The sequence below is a fragment of the Proteus sp. fly-1008 genome, assembly GCF_040140305.1.
In the GTDB taxonomy this organism is placed as follows: Bacteria; Pseudomonadota; Gammaproteobacteria; order Enterobacterales; family Enterobacteriaceae; genus Proteus; species Proteus vulgaris_B.
In genome coordinates this window covers 45,277-60,283 of the sequence record NZ_JBEEWH010000006.1, presented here as the reverse complement: position 1 = coordinate 60,283, position 15,007 = coordinate 45,277, and the positions used below count along the sequence as shown (strand labels likewise).

Sequence of the window (15,007 nt, the reverse complement as noted above, 5' to 3'; positions counted from 1 at the left end):
TTATATCATCTTTCTCTTGTTCTATAAGAGAAAACAGGTTTAACTATATGATAAAAAGCATTGACTCCTGATCTTGTTTTATAGGTGCCCTATGATATTTAGAAAGACGAGTAAAAATTTAACATTAATCGCATTTTTCATGACTCTGTTGACGGGGTGCTCTAGCGTTATGACACATGCTGGTCCGAATAAAGAGCTTTATTCAGGGACAAAGAATAATATGGCAATGCTAAAAGATGATGAAACTGGGTGGGCAATGAAACCCCTTGTTCTTTTAGATTTTCCTTTTAGTGCAGTATTAGATACTTTATTACTGCCTTATGATTATTATACCAAGAGTGATGATAAAAGTGATAACTCACCAAAAGAGCGAATAAAAAGATTAGAAAGTACAACGGCAGATAATAATTATGAAAATAAGAATTAATATCAAAATAATGACTAAATAACGAATAAGTAATTCTATCTAGTCATTATCTGCTTATTTAACTATTTATAGGGCTATTTATTTAACACTGTTTCTTCTTTAGGGCCGAACATTTTATTAAGGCTATTAAGCTCTTGCATTTCTTTATCACATATTACTTTTTGTTCTGTTAGCGGCGCTGCCATTATCTGTTTTTTGCTTTGTTCAAAATTCCCCTTAATTTCGGGTATATTATGCTTTAGGTCTTCACGTTGAGAAATATACTGAATAAATTTGTCTGCTTCCTTAAAGTACACTCGGCAAGCATGTGCCATAGATGCTTGGGTTGGAAGTGTGGTTAACAACAGGAGTAATGCGAGACTCCACCAATATTGTTTCATTCTCTAAACTACCCATTTTATTTGACATAAGTGAATTATATAAAAAGCATATAAAATAAACGATAGTATTAACGAATAAATTTTTTATTTTTTCTTGTTTTTTATCAGCAATGTAAAGAAAAACAGAACTTGCAGAGAATATAGAAGAAGTTGATTGTTATAGTTACGCTAAAAGTAGATGGTTTTTATGATAAAAAAGTTAAAAATCAATCATTTTGGTTGAAAACCATACGAACAGTCAGGAGATACTAAAAAAGTATTGACGCAATGGGTTTCTGGCAGTAAGATGCACCTCGTTTTCGGCGAGTAGCGCAGCCTGGTAGCGCAACTGGTTTGGGACCAGTGGGTCGGAGGTTCGAATCCTCTCTCGCCGACCATATTAAGAAACCCCGCTTTTAAAGCGGGGTTTTGTCGTTTTAGCCCTTCCAAAATAAATTGATGCACTAAGATGTGTCAGTTTTCATCTTACTTTTTCGCCATAATAGTATTTTCTCTCTTGCTCATCTTACTGTTAGCCTGACACTCCATTTCCTTATTAATTTCAAGATCAAAAATATGTGGAAATATTTTCCATAATGAAAGGAAATACTTGATAGCTCCTGCTTTTGATTTAGTCAGGATGATAAAGCCGTTCAGTTATCAGGCTTATTTAAAAATAGCTTTATTAACTGCTAATAAGAAACCTAGAAACCATCATCTTAATTCAATATTAATGGGCAATGGAACGTCTGATAATTATCAAAAAATATGAATTTTCTACTATTAAAAAATCAAAACTATTAATAACACACTGAACCTAATGTGCTTGTCTAGTTGAGTGGTTTGTTAAGTGCGTTGCTTTGGGATTTTTCACACTAATGGCCTTATTTGTGCCAAAGTCAGGATACTCTGATCGTATGATTATTTTTCTTCTATAACAGAATAAAGCACCAAGTTCTTTGTTTCATTTCAAAATATTCGTTCAATATTTAAGCGGTTAATCACAAATCATAGCTTTTTTTAAAACAGTCATTTCACTTAAGGATTTCTTAATGTGTGGTTTTATTGACTAGATATTAGTCAGAGACTTATTTTTTTATTCTGATTTTGTTCGATATTCGTTTCATTTATGTTTATAACTTGTTCTTTTTACGGAGTAGACCCTTATTGACGTAAGGGGATACAGTTGGTTAATTGAACAATGACAAAATAAAAAGGCATTCCGTTTTTAAACAGGAAGCCAAAACACAACAGAACAATTTCGGAGAGTAATGATGAAAAGCTCCAAAAAACAGACAGGAATTTTAACCGCGACAATCGGGCTACTTGCATTAGCTGTTTCTGCGGGCGTGCAGGCAAAAACATTAGTATATTGCTCCGAAGGTTCACCTGAAGGATTTAACCCTCAGCTATTTACCTCTGGAACAACCTATGATGCAAGTTCAGTACCTATTTATGATCGTTTAGTTGAATTTAAACTGGGTACAACGGAAATCATTCCAGGACTCGCTGAAAGTTGGGATGTGAGTGATGATGGTAAGGTGTATACCTTTCATTTGCGTAAAGGGGTAAATTGGCATAGTAGCAAAACCTTTAAGCCAACCCGTGAATTTAATGCAGATGACGTAATGTACACGTTTATGCGCCAAATGGACCCACAACATCCTTACCATAAAGTGTCTGGGGGAAGTTACGAATACTTCTCAGGAATGGATATGAACAATATGATCGAGAAAATCGAAAAAATTGATGATCATACCGTTCGTTTTGTTTTAACACGTTCAGAAGCGCCTTTTATTGCTGATATGGCAATGGACTTTGCATCCATATTATCTGCGGAATATGCCGATAATATGATGAAAGCAGGAACACCTGAAAAAGTAGATTTAGACCCTATTGGTACAGGGCCTTTCCAATTACAACAATATCAAAAAGATTCTCGTATTCTTTATAAAGCAAATGATCAATATTGGGGTAAAAAACCAGACATTGATCGTTTAGTTTTCTCTATTACACCTGATGCTTCTGTGCGTTATGCTAAATTGCAAAAAGGTGAGTGTCAGGCAATGCCTTTCCCAAATCCTGCTGATATTGCGAAAATGAAACAAAATAGCGATATCAATCTATTAGAACAACCGGGTTTAAACGTGGGTTATATCTCGTTTAACGTTGAGAAAAAACCACTGGATAACCAAAAAGTTCGCCAAGCATTAAGCATGGCTGTGAATAAAGACGCGATTATCGAAGCGGTTTACCAAGGTGCGGGCCAAAAAGCGAAAAACCTCATTCCACCAACAATGTGGGGTTATAACGACGATATCGTTGATTATGAATATAACCCTGAAAAAGCCAAAGCACTGCTAAAAGAAGCGGGTCTTGCAGATGGTTTTACTATCGATTTATGGGCAATGCCTGTACAGCGTCCTTATAATCCAAATGCCCGTCGTATGGCTGAAATGGTACAAGCGGATTGGGAAAAAATTGGTGTTAAAACCAAGATTGTCAGTTACGAGTGGGGTGAATATCTCAAACGTGCTAAATCCGGTGAACACCAAGCAGTAATGATGGGTTGGACTGGGGATAATGGAGATCCAGATAACTTCTTTGCGACATTATTTAGCTGTGCTGCGAAAGAGCAAGGTTCAAACTATTCTAAGTGGTGCTATAAGCCATTTGAAGATCTGATCCAACCTGCACGAGTAGCATCTGATCATGAAAAACGTGTCGAGCTTTATAAACAAGCTCAAGTCGTTATGCACGATCAAGCTCCCGCACTGATTATTGCTCACTCTACGGTATATGAGCCAGTGAGTAAAAAAGTAGAGAACTATGTGGTTGATCCATTAGGTAAACATCACTTCGAGAATGTCTCTCTGAAATAATAGCAATACCTTACTTAAGTACGGTGTCTTTCTTAGTGAAAGGCACCGCTATTCCATAATAAAGAATACATTCAGTACACTGTGGGCGCAGGGGATTTTCTCCTGATTTATCAGCGCTATCTTTTAGCTGATGTTTGAAAAGAGAATTAGGATATGCTGCAATTTATCCTTCAACGTTTGGGACTTGTTATCCCTACGTTTATCGGAATTACATTACTTACGTTTATTTTTGTGCATCTTATTCCCGGTGATCCGGTCATGATTATGGCGGGTGAACGTGGTCTATCTCCAGAGCGTCATGCTTATTTAATGGCAGAATTAGGGCTGGATAAGCCGTTATGGCAACAATATCTCAATTACTTAAATGGTATTCTTCATGGTGATTTGGGAATTTCATTAAAAAGCCGCATTCCTGTTTGGGATGAATTTTTACCTCGCTTTAAAGCCACTTTAGAACTTGGCGTTTGTGCCATGATTTTTGCGGTTTCTGTCGGCATTCCTGTGGGTGTGCTGGCTGCGGTAAAACGTGGTTCTATCTTTGATCATACCGCGATTAGTGTGTCATTAGCAGGTTATTCCATGCCAATCTTTTGGTGGGGGATCATGCTAATCATGCTGGTGTCTGTGAAATTAGATTTAACTCCCGTGTCAGGGCGACTTGCTGATAGTGTCTTTTTAGATGATAGCAATCCATTAACGGGCTTTATGCTTATTGATACTCTTATTTGGGGAGAAGAAGGCGACTTCATTGATGCTGTCCATCATATTATTTTACCTGCCATTGTATTAGGAACGATTCCTTTAGCGGTTATTGTGCGTATGACTCGCTCATCTATGCTTGAAGTATTAGGTGAAGATTATATCCGTACGGCAAGAGCAAAAGGTTTGAGTCGTGCTCGTGTCATTCTTATTCACGCATTACGCAATGCGATGTTACCTGTTGTCACCGTTATTGGATTGCAAGTCGGAACAATGCTGGCTGGTGCAATTTTAACGGAAACTATTTTCTCATGGCCGGGTTTAGGTCGCTGGTTAATCGATGCCTTACAACGACGAGACTACCCTGTGGTTCAAGGTGGTGTACTTTTAATTGCAACGATGATTATTTTTGTCAATCTGTTGGTTGATGTTCTTTATGGCATTGTGAATCCACGTATTCGCCATAAAAAATAAGGAATGCATAATGACTGAAAATAAAGTTACACCGGTCATCAATGCACCGGCTCCTATGACCCCCTTCCAAGAATTTTGGCACTATTTTAAACAAAATAAGGGCGCAGTTGTTGGATTAATTTATATCGTAATTATGTTGCTGATTGCGCTATTTGCAGGCTTTCTTGCTCCTCACGCACCGAATGAGCAATTTCGTGATTTCTTATTAGCGCCTCCTGTTTGGCAAGAAGGGGGAAGTTGGCAATTTATTCTAGGCACTGATGATGTTGGCAGGGATATTCTTTCTCGTTTAATGTTTGGTGCTCGTCTTTCATTATTAGTTGGCTGTATCGTTGTCGTACTGTCACTTATCTTAGGAATTATTCTAGGGCTAGCTGCGGGTTATTTCGGTGGTCTTGTGGATATCGGCATTATGCGAGTGGTCGATATTATGTTGGCATTACCCAGTTTATTATTGGCATTAGTGCTGGTAGCAATTTTTGGGCCTTCTATCGTCAATGCGTCTATTGCACTGACTTTTGTTGCTTTACCTCATTATGTTCGATTAACACGAGCTGCTGTTTTAATTGAAGTAAACCGTGACTATGTTATTGCATCTCGCGTCGCTGGTGCGGGGTCAATGCGCCAAATGTTTATCAATATTTTACCTAACTGTCTCGCACCTTTAATCGTTCAAGCTTCTTTAGGTTTTTCTAATGCAATCTTAGATATGGCAGCATTGGGCTTTTTAGGTATGGGCGCTCAGCCTCCAACTCCTGAGTGGGGAACTATGTTATCTGACGTGTTGCAGTTTACACAAAGTGCATGGTGGGTTGTGACGTTCCCTGGTCTTGCTATTTTGTTTACTGTGCTTGCCTTTAATTTAATGGGTGACGGTTTACGAGATGCGCTTGATCCGAAATTAAAGCAGTAACGGAGTAAGAAGATGGCATTATTAAATATTAATCAATTATCTGTTCACTTTGGTGATGAAGATACTCCGTTTAAAGCGGTAGACAGAATTAGCTATCAAGTTGAAGAGGGGCAAGTTGTTGGTATTGTTGGAGAATCAGGTTCAGGTAAATCTGTGAGCTCATTGGCTATTATGGGGCTGATTGATTTTCCGGGGCGAGTGAGTGCTCAAGAGCTTTATTTTGATGGTAGAGATTTAATGAAAATCTCTGAATCAGAGCGACGTAATTTGGTGGGGGCTGATGTCGCAATGATTTTCCAAGATCCAATGACCAGCCTAAACCCCTGTTTCACGGTTGGTTATCAAATCATGGAAGCATTAAAAGTTCATCAAGGCGGAAGCCGAAAAACACGTAAACAACGTGCTATCGACCTTTTAACGCTGGTGGGTATTCCTGATCCTGCTTCACGTTTAGATGTATATCCACATCAACTTTCTGGCGGTATGAGTCAGCGAGTGATGATTGCAATGGCGATTGCTTGTCGTCCTAAATTATTGATTGCTGATGAACCGACAACGGCTCTGGATGTGACTATTCAGGCGCAGATCATAGAACTGTTGCTTGATTTACAAAAACAAGAAAATATGGCGCTAGTGCTTATCACTCACGATTTAGCATTAGTGGCAGAAGCCGCCGACACCATTATTGTGATGTATGCGGGGCAAGTAGTGGAATCAGGGAAGGCATCAGAAATTTTTAAATCACCTCGTCATCCTTATACACAGGCGCTATTAAGAGCATTACCTGAATTTGCCAGCAACAAAGCGCGATTAGCTTCATTATCTGGGGTCGTACCGGGTCGTTATGATAGACCAACAGGATGTTTACTTAATCCTCGTTGCCCTTATGCTCATGATGAATGCTATAAAACCGAACCTGCCTTAAGAGAATTGGGAACACATCGCGTGAAATGCCATACACCGTTAGATAATGCAGGGAGACCCACACATGGCTGAAGTTAATCCAAATGTCACTATTCCCTTATTAAAGGCGGTCAATTTAGCCAAGTATTACAATGTTAAAGGGGGACTGTTTTCAAAAGAGAAAACAGTGAAAGCGCTCGATGGTGTTTCGTTTGAGTTAGAGCGTGGTAAAACCTTGGCGGTTGTTGGTGAATCAGGTTGTGGAAAATCGACATTAGGTCGATTATTAACCATGATTGAAATACCCACTTCAGGGGAGCTTTCTTACCGTGGGCAAAATCTGTTAATCAAAGATAAATCAGCAGAGAAATTGCGTCGCCAAAAGATCCAAATTGTATTTCAAAATCCTTATGGATCATTAAACCCCCGTAAAAAGGTGGGACAAATTCTAGAAGAGCCACTTTTGATCAATACGACACTTAACGTATCTGAACGTAAAGAAAAAGTATTATCAATGATGGCAAAAGTAGGATTGAAAACAGAGCATTATAGTCGATATCCTCACATGTTTTCTGGTGGTCAACGTCAGCGTATTGCTATTGCTCGTGGTTTAATGCTTGAACCGGATATTGTGGTGGCGGATGAACCTGTTTCTGCTCTTGATGTTTCAGTGCGTGCTCAAGTGCTAAATTTAATGATGGATCTTCAACAGGATATGGGGCTTTCTTATGTCTTTATTTCCCATGATCTTTCCGTTGTTGAGCATATTGCAGATGAAGTTATTGTGATGTATTTAGGCCGTTGCGTAGAAAAAGGGACTAAGGCTCAAATTTTTGAAAATCCTCAACATCCTTATACACAAGCTTTGTTATCAGCAACGCCAAGATTAACACCGGAATTAAGACGCGAACGCATTAAATTAACAGGAGAATTGCCAAGCCCGTTAAGTCCACCACCAGGATGTGCTTTTGCAGCACGTTGCCGTCGTGCATTTGGACCATGCAGTCAATTACAGCCAACTTTAAAAGATTATAATGGCCAACTTATTGCTTGTTTTGCTGTTGAGCAAGATAACATAGCACTTTAAATAAAAAGAATATTTTTAATCAAAAAGGAGCAATATATATAAAAAATATTGCTCCTTTTTTTAATTATATTAAGTCGATCAAAATAAGATAATCTCATTGTGATTCAATAAATATTAAATATTATTTTATATAAATCTCTTTAAATATTAAGTGTGCTGGTATTAAAAATAAAAAAATATTTATATATTAAAATATTATTATTCTTTTATTTTTGTTTTTAATGTCTTAATAAGGTTTTTATAGATTTAAACTTACATGGCATTGTATTTTTTAGTGAATTATATTCTATAATCAAAATAATATGGCAATATCGTAGTTAAAAAAGTGAAATCCAGCGTTTATCTCATTTTACTATTTTTATCTTACAACTATACTCAAATAATAATAATTATATATTTATCTACTTTTATTTTAATGGATAGGCAGTTTTTATCGCGCTATTTTCTTTATTGAGAGTGATACATAATCTAAAAAATACAGTATAATCACTTTGTTCAAGTAAGTATATTGGAAATAGCAATGATGAAACCTCATCTTAAACATTCATTAACAATAAAACAGATGGCCGCAGTTGCGGGCGTTACGTTGGTGACTATTGCTATTTTTATCAGTATTCAACTTGTCTATTTGATAGATCAACGCCGTGAAGATTATCAAAATCAGCTTTTTAATGCGGGCGTCAGTATCCAACAACCGCTTGCTGATGCATTGTTACGATCAGATTTAAATGATGCCAAAAAACAGATAATTGGGTTAAAAGCAACGGGTATTCTTGGTAAAGCGATAGTAATGCAACCTGAGAATATTCAAGTGATGAACTTAGATTTTGCACCCAAAAAAGACGTTTCTGATTTCTCAAGCTGGCTTTTTGGTATCCCTGTTGAGGCTGTTATTCCATTACAGCCATTAGGTATTACTTCAACAGATGATAAGTCTTATACTGGCTATCTTATTTTACAGGCTGACACAAACCGTTTTTATCGCTTTGCCAGCAATACTGTCGCACTAATGTTAACTACATATCTGTTAATGGGGCTTATTCTAACGGTTGCAATTAGCTGGTGTATCAATCGTATTGTGGTGAAACCTTTACGCCAAATAGCCGTTACTCTTAATAAAGATAGCCAAGTTTCTGCTTTATCTTGTCCAGAATCACATCGTGATGATGAGATTGGTTTGCTGGTTAAAGGATATAATCATCAAAAATCTGATCAAAAATTGCCGAAGGTCTGAACCTTCTTACACCATAATGAGTCTAATCACTATAGTGATTTTATTTCATGTTTCTGTGGTGACAAAGAATGATAATACAAAAAATAGACATCAAACATCTAACATGTCTTTTGGCGCTTATTGTTAAACCTCATAAGTGGTTTAATACCAAGGATTAATAAAACAGAGGTTCACATGCAGGGTGTAATGACACGAATTTTATTGGGAAGCGTTATGTTTGGCGCTGTTGTTTGTCAAGTTCAGGCCGAAGCTTTACAGCCTGATCCTGCTTGGCAAGAAGGGCGACTAGCAAATGGTTTTCAGTGGCAAATCTTACAAACACCGCAACGCCCTAATGATAGAATACAAATTCGTTTATTAGTGAATACAGGTTCTTTATCAGAGAAAAGCAGTGAAACGGGTTTTTCATCCTTGGTGTCTAAACTCAATGTATTGGAAAATACAGGTCTGACACCAGAGAAGCGCGATAACTTATGGAAAAATGCGTTAGATCCAGATTATCCGTTACCGCCAATGATCGTTTCATATGATTTTACGGTTTATAATCTAAGTCTGCCAAATAACCAACCTGAACTATTAAAAGATGCTTTTGCATTGCTTGCGGGAATTGCTAAACCTGCGCAATATACTGAAAATGCAGTCCGTAATGCTGTTCAATCACCACTTCCTGTTGCCACATTCCCACTTAATATTGAAGATCCCATTTGGCGCTCACGTCTTGAAGGCTCTAACCTAAAAGGCCACAACCCTGGTAAGCCAGTTAATCAGTCAGTTAATACAAAAGAATTATCAGATTATCAACAGCGCTGGTATACCCCTGATATGATGACGCTTTATATTGCTGGCAATGTTGATAATCGAGTATTGACCGAAAGTATTAATCAGGCCTTTTCATCTCTATCTGGAAAACGAGTTACCCCTGTTCCAGTACCGATGTTGGCAGATATGAAGCCTGAAACATTATATGTACAAGAGCCCATGCGAGCTAAAGATCAAATTTCTTTAATTTGGGATCTAGATTGGTCGCCAGTAAAAGACTCTGATACGTTAAATAAATATTGGCTAAGCGATTTGGCACGCGAAGTGATCTTTGTTCATTTAGGCCGTAGCCTCGAACAACGTAAAGAAAATGACAGCACGCAAGTTAACATTGATTGCAGAGTACAATATCAGCGCGCCAGTTGTTCTTTGAATGTTGATACCGCGACGGCTAATATTCCAGCGTTAGCATCATGGGTGGGTGAAGAATTAGGTCATTTGCGCAATCAAGGCATTAGCGATGAGTTATATAAAGAGCTTCAACAAGAGAAACAACTTCAGTTAACACAGCTTTTTGCCCGTTATGCAAAAACAAGTACGGCTATTTTAATTAATCAGCGTTTGTTATCACAACAAAGTAATATTATTGATATTCCTCCTGAGCAATATCAACGTTTACGCCAAGCATTTTTAGCTGGTTTAACTAAAGAAACCTTAAATCAGGAGCTTTCAAGAGTATTGTCTGAAGATATTACTTTTGTATTAACGCAAAGTGGTGAAACACCTACCGTAAATTTAGGTGAATTGCGTATTCAATTTGAAAAGCAAGTTCATCCAGAAGTGGTAAATACGCCTGTTTCAGTGCCTGCTAATACGGCGCCAAATAAAACAGTGGAAGCACCTACAGTGACAACTCCGACAAAGAAATAGCCATAAAATAAGTCGCTGGGCTGATATAAAAAATTAACGGTTTATACAATTAAAAAAGCCAAAAGTGTTATTAATACATTTTTGGCTTTTTGCTTTTTTTAATATTAAAGGCGTTTAAACGCTTCTTTAATTATATCAGTTAATGCTTCACGGTTATTTCTTTGAGTTGTAAAGCCTGCGATAGCAATCTGTTTTTCTGGCAAATAACAAGCAACAGAACCCCAATACCCTAGATGATAATAAAGAGTACCTAAGTTCGTCTCTTCAGCCATCAATCCTAAACGATAATTTGCAGCACCAGTATGTGAGCCTTGCCATTTCATTTCTTTTAAGGTGGATGGATGTGTATACACTCTATCTTCAAAGAGATCTGCTGTGAATTTAGCTAATTCAAGCGTTGTCATCACAAGACCTCCACCACCAAAAGTATCCATTGAGGCATCAATGTGAGTACCTTCATGTTCATCGGCAAATTGTCTAGCGCGAATTTTCTTGGATATGGGTTGTGGCTCCAGACCTTCCCACCATGTTTGCGGTAAATCTAAGTCTTGAAAATGTAATAATTCACGAACTGCTGTAGCCATATTTTTTCTCATAAATTGAGAAAGAATATCTCCTAATAAAATGTATCCAGTATCTGAATAAATAAAGCGTTTTCCAGCAGGGATGATGGGAAATCCTTGGTGAGTATAATGCGCTATCTGTTCTTCTCGAGTCCACTGATGGGTGGGATTATTTATAACCTTTTCAAGGTAAGCTTCATTAGCGTGATCAAATAATCCACTACTATGGCTTAATAAATGGCGCAATGTGATAGTGTTAAGATCATACCCAAGTTCTGATAATGTTTGTTGATAATGGGGACTTAGATATTTTGTTATCTTATCATCAAGAGACAAGGCATCTTGTTCCCATAAACGTAAAAAAGCGGCTGCAAGAAAGGTTTTTGTATTGCTTGCGATCCGAAAAGGAGTATCTACAGTTAATTTTTTCTGGGTACTTTCATCGGCAAATCCATGTGCCATACCAAAAGGGTATTGAATGCCGGCACCTGTAATATAAATAGCGCTCGCTGAGGGTAAGGCATGAAAAGCATCAGTCATTGATTGAACCATAGTTACGTCCTTATCTATCAGGAAAATAAATCAGCAAAAAGGGTGTACTTGGCACCCTTATTTATTTTGCAATTATTCATTATTTATTTTTTGTCGCAGCTCGTAATTCTGTTACGGTTTTACCGCCTATTCCCCAGTTATCTGTTTCTACTTCATCGATCACAACAACGGTGGTCGCTGGGTTTTTGCCTAAGATATCAACCAAGAGTTGTGTCGCACCCGCAATAAGTTGTTCTTTTTGTTCAGCAGTTGCACCTTCGCGTGTGATTTTAATATTAACGTATGGCATTTTTTTTTCCTTATTACGTTATTGATAGGCGGTTAATGCAGGGGATTAACCATTGTAGTTTTATCATAAAATTAAGATATTGATTGCGTTTTAGTCAGCTGTTCTTTACGCATATTCGGGCCATCAGTGGCGATCCATGCGGCACAAAAGAGCGTTAATCGAGCAAAAAAGTAGAAGAAAGCCATTAAGCCTATTACCGAACCAAATGCGGCACCTGAAGGTGAGCTCGCTATTCTTGGTAGCATCCATGTCATTACGGATTTTAAAATTTCAAAGCCAATAGCGGCGATAAGCGTGCCTTTCATAAGAGAAACACGTTTAGGTTGATGGCGAGGCAAAATCCATAATATCCACAAGAATAGTAAATAGTTTGCAGTAATGGAGATTGTTAGGCCGATGGTTGTCCATGCTGGCGTTAACCATTCAATGCCATCTAATCCTAAAGTATGAACAATCATTCTTTGGGCTGATCCCGCAACAGAAGTGAGTGTTATAGTGACAATTAATGCAAAGAGTAAGCCAATCAGCGCTAAGAAATCACGAAAATAACGGAAATAGATTTTTTCTTGCTCTTCTTTATTTCTTTCCCAAACGAGTCGTGATTGCGCCAAAATGGCCTGACGTAAGTTACCAACCCAATTAACACCAGAATAAAGAGCAATAGCTAAACCCGTTAAACCGACAGTTGTACGTTGACGAACAGCGGTATCAATACTTTGTTGAACGGTTGCAGCTAACGTTGGATCGTCGATACTATTTGCTACACCAGTAATTAATTTAGCGAGTAAATCGGGATTTGAGGCTAAAATAAAACCGGCACAGGCAAAGGAAAGCATTAATACAGGGATTAATGATAAAAATGAGAAATAAGTGATAGCGGCCCCAAACTGATTTCCCATTCTATCAGTGAAGCGTTCTGCGGCACGAATAAGGTGTGCAATAAAAGGAATATTGGTAATGAAATTACTTATTTTTATCCCAATACCGATGGCTTTTTTTCCACCATGTAATCCTTTTTCCAGCCCTTTTTTTAGTGGCTGAGTCAGTTGAGTTTTTTCATCTGCTGTTTTTTGTTGCTGCTCTTCTGACATATATCCTCTTTAATTAGATCAGTCCATTTTTAATAAATTAGTGGTATTACTATAGTTTCTACTCAAAAATAGCATAGCTTAATTTCTATTACATACCTTATGATTATTGTAATTAGCCTCTGATTTAGATGATGTAATTGTTTGTTCTGGTTTAAGTGTAGATGATGCACTATTAAAAGGCGTGATCACCTTGCACTTAATTAAGAATACAAAACCAATACAGTAATTCTGAATTGGTTGAGTTTAATTAGAAAATGGCTACTCGCATATTGTTCTATTCTTTATTTCATAGGCAAATAAGGAGTAGACATTCATTTATGATGATAATTATTTTGTCAGTAGATTTAATTCATCTTCAATGGCTTTTAATTCTGCTTTTTCTTCAGCCAGTTTTCTTTCTTGTTTGGCGATTTTATCTGTATCACCTTTAAGTTGAGCTTCTTTTAATTCAAGTTCACGCTCTTTGATATCAAGTTGTTTTTCTCGTAATTCAAGGCGTGTGTTTTCAACTACTTTTTCGGGTGTGCAATAGCGCTCAACATTTTGTAATGCTCGTTCTAAGCCTTGTAGGCGGTATTGATTACCGTGTGCTTTCGCATATTCTATTTGTTTTTGGATATTTTGTTTTTTAATTTCGCAACCATTGATTGAGGTGTTGGCATACGCACTGCTAACGGACAGTGTTAATGCAATTGCGGTAAAGAGTATTTTTTTCATTTTAACATCCTATCTAATCTTAAGTGAAATATAGGATTATCATAACGACTGAATGCTAAGACACAACGTTTCTTTCGCTTTCAATGAAGAAGTTCAGCTTTTTCTGATACACTGAACTTAATCAAGCTTTCAGAGCAAATTCACTACTAAGCTATACTTATTTCTAACGGAAGATAAAGAATGCTGAGCTATCGCCATAGTTTTCATGCTGGCAACCACGCCGATGTTTTAAAACATATTGTTCAAACACTCATCATTGAGTCTTTAAAAGAGAAAGAAAAACCGTTTCTTTATCTTGATACTCATGCTGGCGCTGGACGTTATCAATTAACCAATGCTCATGCAACTCGCACTGGCGAATATCTAGAAGGGATTGCACGCTTATGGCAACAAGATGAGGTGCCAGAGCTTATTTTACCTTACCTTGAAGCCGTTGGAGAATTAAACTCAAATGGTGAACTGCGTTATTACCCAGGTTCTCCTTTATTAGCAGGAAAACTATTAAGAGAACAAGATTCCTTAGTATTAACGGAATTACACCCAACAGATTACCCTCTATTACGCACAGAATTTTCTCGTGATCCGCGAGTTAGAGTTTCTCGAGAAGATGGTTTTGGCCAATTGAAATCTAAATTACCACCCGCAAGTCGTCGTGGATTCGCATTAATTGATCCTCCTTATGAGCTTAAACAGGATTATTCTGCTGTAGTGAAAGGTGTTGTGGAAGGTCATAAACGCTTTGCAACGGGAACATATGCGATTTGGTATCCAGTGGTTCATCGCCAGCAAATTAAACGTATGCTAAAAGAGCTTGAAGCAACGGGTATTCGTAAAATTTTACAAATTGAGTTAGCAGTAAAACCTGATAGTGATCAATTAGGTATGACAGCATCAGGTATGATTGTGATTAACCCACCTTGGAAGCTAGAGTCACAAATGAAATCAATATTACCTTGGTTACATAAAATATTAGTTCCTGAAGGTATTGGTCATACATCAGTTGAATGGGTTGTACCAGAATAAGCATCCTTATTATTGTTTTTGCCTATTACTGTAAAAGCTAAAATCTGACGTGCTATGTATTAAACTTTGTCATAATAGACTTTATGACATGAAAGACTTAGCCTG

At 37.5% G+C, this 15,007-nt stretch carries 14 protein-coding genes and 1 tRNA gene; 10 read left to right on the top strand and 5 right to left on the bottom strand.

Going from position 1 to position 15,007, the window contains the following annotated elements; genetic code table 11:
- Window positions 1–91: 91 nt before the first annotated feature.
- Entirely contained in the window at window positions 92–427 is a 336-nt protein-coding gene (locus ABN256_RS11590; RefSeq protein WP_349439485.1) for a YceK/YidQ family lipoprotein, read from the top strand.
- Between the two features lie 74 nt (window positions 428–501).
- Here ABN256_RS11590 and ABN256_RS11585 read toward each other — a convergent pair whose 3' ends face one another.
- The gene (locus tag ABN256_RS11585; protein ID WP_197269793.1) at window positions 502–807 is read right to left on the bottom strand and encodes a DUF5339 family protein; all 306 of its coding nucleotides are present in this window, start codon (window positions 805–807) and stop codon (window positions 502–504) included.
- A gap of 300 nt (window positions 808–1,107) precedes the next feature.
- Here ABN256_RS11585 and ABN256_RS11580 point away from each other — a divergent pair.
- The 8 genes from ABN256_RS11580 to ABN256_RS11545 all read left to right on the top strand — a co-directional run bounded on the left by ABN256_RS11580 (window position 1,108) and on the right by ABN256_RS11545 (window position 10,667).
- A tRNA-Pro gene (locus ABN256_RS11580) sits at window positions 1,108–1,184 on the top strand.
- A gap of 876 nt (window positions 1,185–2,060) precedes the next feature.
- On the top strand, window positions 2,061–3,668 hold the full coding sequence (gene dppA / locus ABN256_RS11575; protein ID WP_197269794.1) for a dipeptide ABC transporter periplasmic-binding protein DppA: 1,608 nt from the start codon (window positions 2,061–2,063) through the stop codon (window positions 3,666–3,668).
- Between the two features lie 153 nt (window positions 3,669–3,821).
- On the top strand, window positions 3,822–4,841 hold the full coding sequence (dppB, locus tag ABN256_RS11570; protein WP_072068808.1) for a dipeptide ABC transporter permease DppB: 1,020 nt from the start codon (window positions 3,822–3,824) through the stop codon (window positions 4,839–4,841).
- Window positions 4,842–4,851: 10 nt separating this feature from the next.
- On the top strand, window positions 4,852–5,754 hold the full coding sequence (dppC, locus tag ABN256_RS11565) for a dipeptide ABC transporter permease DppC (RefSeq protein WP_072068807.1): 903 nt from the start codon (window positions 4,852–4,854) through the stop codon (window positions 5,752–5,754).
- A gap of 12 nt (window positions 5,755–5,766) precedes the next feature.
- Window positions 5,767–6,750 (top strand): dipeptide ABC transporter ATP-binding protein, encoded by a 984-nt coding sequence (dppD, locus tag ABN256_RS11560; protein ID WP_072068806.1) that lies wholly within the window; start codon window positions 5,767–5,769, stop codon window positions 6,748–6,750.
- Entirely contained in the window at window positions 6,743–7,744 is a 1,002-nt protein-coding gene (gene dppF, locus ABN256_RS11555) for a dipeptide ABC transporter ATP-binding subunit DppF (protein ID WP_197269795.1), read from the top strand. Before dppD ends, dppF begins: the two co-directional genes overlap by 8 nt.
- A gap of 523 nt (window positions 7,745–8,267) precedes the next feature.
- Window positions 8,268–8,978, top strand: a complete 711-nt coding sequence (locus tag ABN256_RS11550; RefSeq protein ID WP_109409039.1) for a HAMP domain-containing protein — start codon at window positions 8,268–8,270, stop codon at window positions 8,976–8,978.
- Window positions 8,979–9,152: 174 nt separating this feature from the next.
- On the top strand, window positions 9,153–10,667 hold the full coding sequence (locus ABN256_RS11545; RefSeq protein WP_231619348.1) for an insulinase family protein: 1,515 nt from the start codon (window positions 9,153–9,155) through the stop codon (window positions 10,665–10,667).
- 104 nt (window positions 10,668–10,771) lie between these two features.
- Here the strand turns inward: ABN256_RS11545 and ABN256_RS11540 are convergent, their stop codons facing one another.
- From ABN256_RS11540 to ABN256_RS11525, 4 genes are all read right to left on the bottom strand, one after another.
- Window positions 10,772–11,782: a serine hydrolase domain-containing protein gene (locus ABN256_RS11540; RefSeq protein WP_197269796.1), complete on the bottom strand. Its 1,011-nt coding sequence runs from the start codon at window positions 11,780–11,782 to the stop codon at window positions 10,772–10,774.
- Window positions 11,783–11,861: 79 nt separating this feature from the next.
- A complete protein-coding gene (locus ABN256_RS11535; RefSeq protein WP_196554369.1) occupies window positions 11,862–12,071 on the bottom strand; it encodes a 2-hydroxymuconate tautomerase family protein in 210 nt (69 codons plus the stop codon).
- A gap of 71 nt (window positions 12,072–12,142) precedes the next feature.
- Entirely contained in the window at window positions 12,143–13,162 is a 1,020-nt protein-coding gene (gene yhjD, locus ABN256_RS11530) for an inner membrane protein YhjD (protein WP_196554368.1), read from the bottom strand.
- A gap of 327 nt (window positions 13,163–13,489) precedes the next feature.
- Complete coding sequence (locus ABN256_RS11525; RefSeq protein WP_164526823.1) at window positions 13,490–13,879, bottom strand: DUF1090 domain-containing protein; 390 nt, start codon at window positions 13,877–13,879, stop codon at window positions 13,490–13,492.
- A gap of 180 nt (window positions 13,880–14,059) precedes the next feature.
- Between ABN256_RS11525 and ABN256_RS11520 the strand changes: the two genes are divergently transcribed.
- Complete coding sequence (locus tag ABN256_RS11520) at window positions 14,060–14,902, top strand: 23S rRNA (adenine(2030)-N(6))-methyltransferase RlmJ (RefSeq protein WP_072068799.1); 843 nt, start codon at window positions 14,060–14,062, stop codon at window positions 14,900–14,902.
- The last annotated feature ends 105 nt before the right edge of the window (window positions 14,903–15,007 follow it).

Coding starts and splice junctions, on each gene's coding strand:
- ABN256_RS11590 (WP_349439485.1), top strand. CDS start 92: ATGATATTTAGAAAGACGAGTAAAAATTTAACATTAATCGCATTTTTC.
- ABN256_RS11585 (WP_197269793.1), bottom strand. CDS start 807: ATGAAACAATATTGGTGGAGTCTCGCATTACTCCTGTTGTTAACCACA.
- dppA (WP_197269794.1), top strand. CDS start 2,061: ATGAAAAGCTCCAAAAAACAGACAGGAATTTTAACCGCGACAATCGGG.
- dppB (WP_072068808.1), top strand. CDS start 3,822: ATGCTGCAATTTATCCTTCAACGTTTGGGACTTGTTATCCCTACGTTT.
- dppC (WP_072068807.1), top strand. CDS start 4,852: ATGACTGAAAATAAAGTTACACCGGTCATCAATGCACCGGCTCCTATG.
- dppD (WP_072068806.1), top strand. CDS start 5,767: ATGGCATTATTAAATATTAATCAATTATCTGTTCACTTTGGTGATGAA.
- dppF (WP_197269795.1), top strand. CDS start 6,743: ATGGCTGAAGTTAATCCAAATGTCACTATTCCCTTATTAAAGGCGGTC.
- ABN256_RS11550 (WP_109409039.1), top strand. CDS start 8,268: ATGAAACCTCATCTTAAACATTCATTAACAATAAAACAGATGGCCGCA.
- ABN256_RS11545 (WP_231619348.1), top strand. CDS start 9,153: ATGCAGGGTGTAATGACACGAATTTTATTGGGAAGCGTTATGTTTGGC.
- ABN256_RS11540 (WP_197269796.1), bottom strand. CDS start 11,782: ATGGTTCAATCAATGACTGATGCTTTTCATGCCTTACCCTCAGCGAGC.
- ABN256_RS11535 (WP_196554369.1), bottom strand. CDS start 12,071: ATGCCATACGTTAATATTAAAATCACACGCGAAGGTGCAACTGCTGAA.
- yhjD (WP_196554368.1), bottom strand. CDS start 13,162: ATGTCAGAAGAGCAGCAACAAAAAACAGCAGATGAAAAAACTCAACTG.
- ABN256_RS11525 (WP_164526823.1), bottom strand. CDS start 13,879: ATGAAAAAAATACTCTTTACCGCAATTGCATTAACACTGTCCGTTAGC.
- ABN256_RS11520 (WP_072068799.1), top strand. CDS start 14,060: ATGCTGAGCTATCGCCATAGTTTTCATGCTGGCAACCACGCCGATGTT.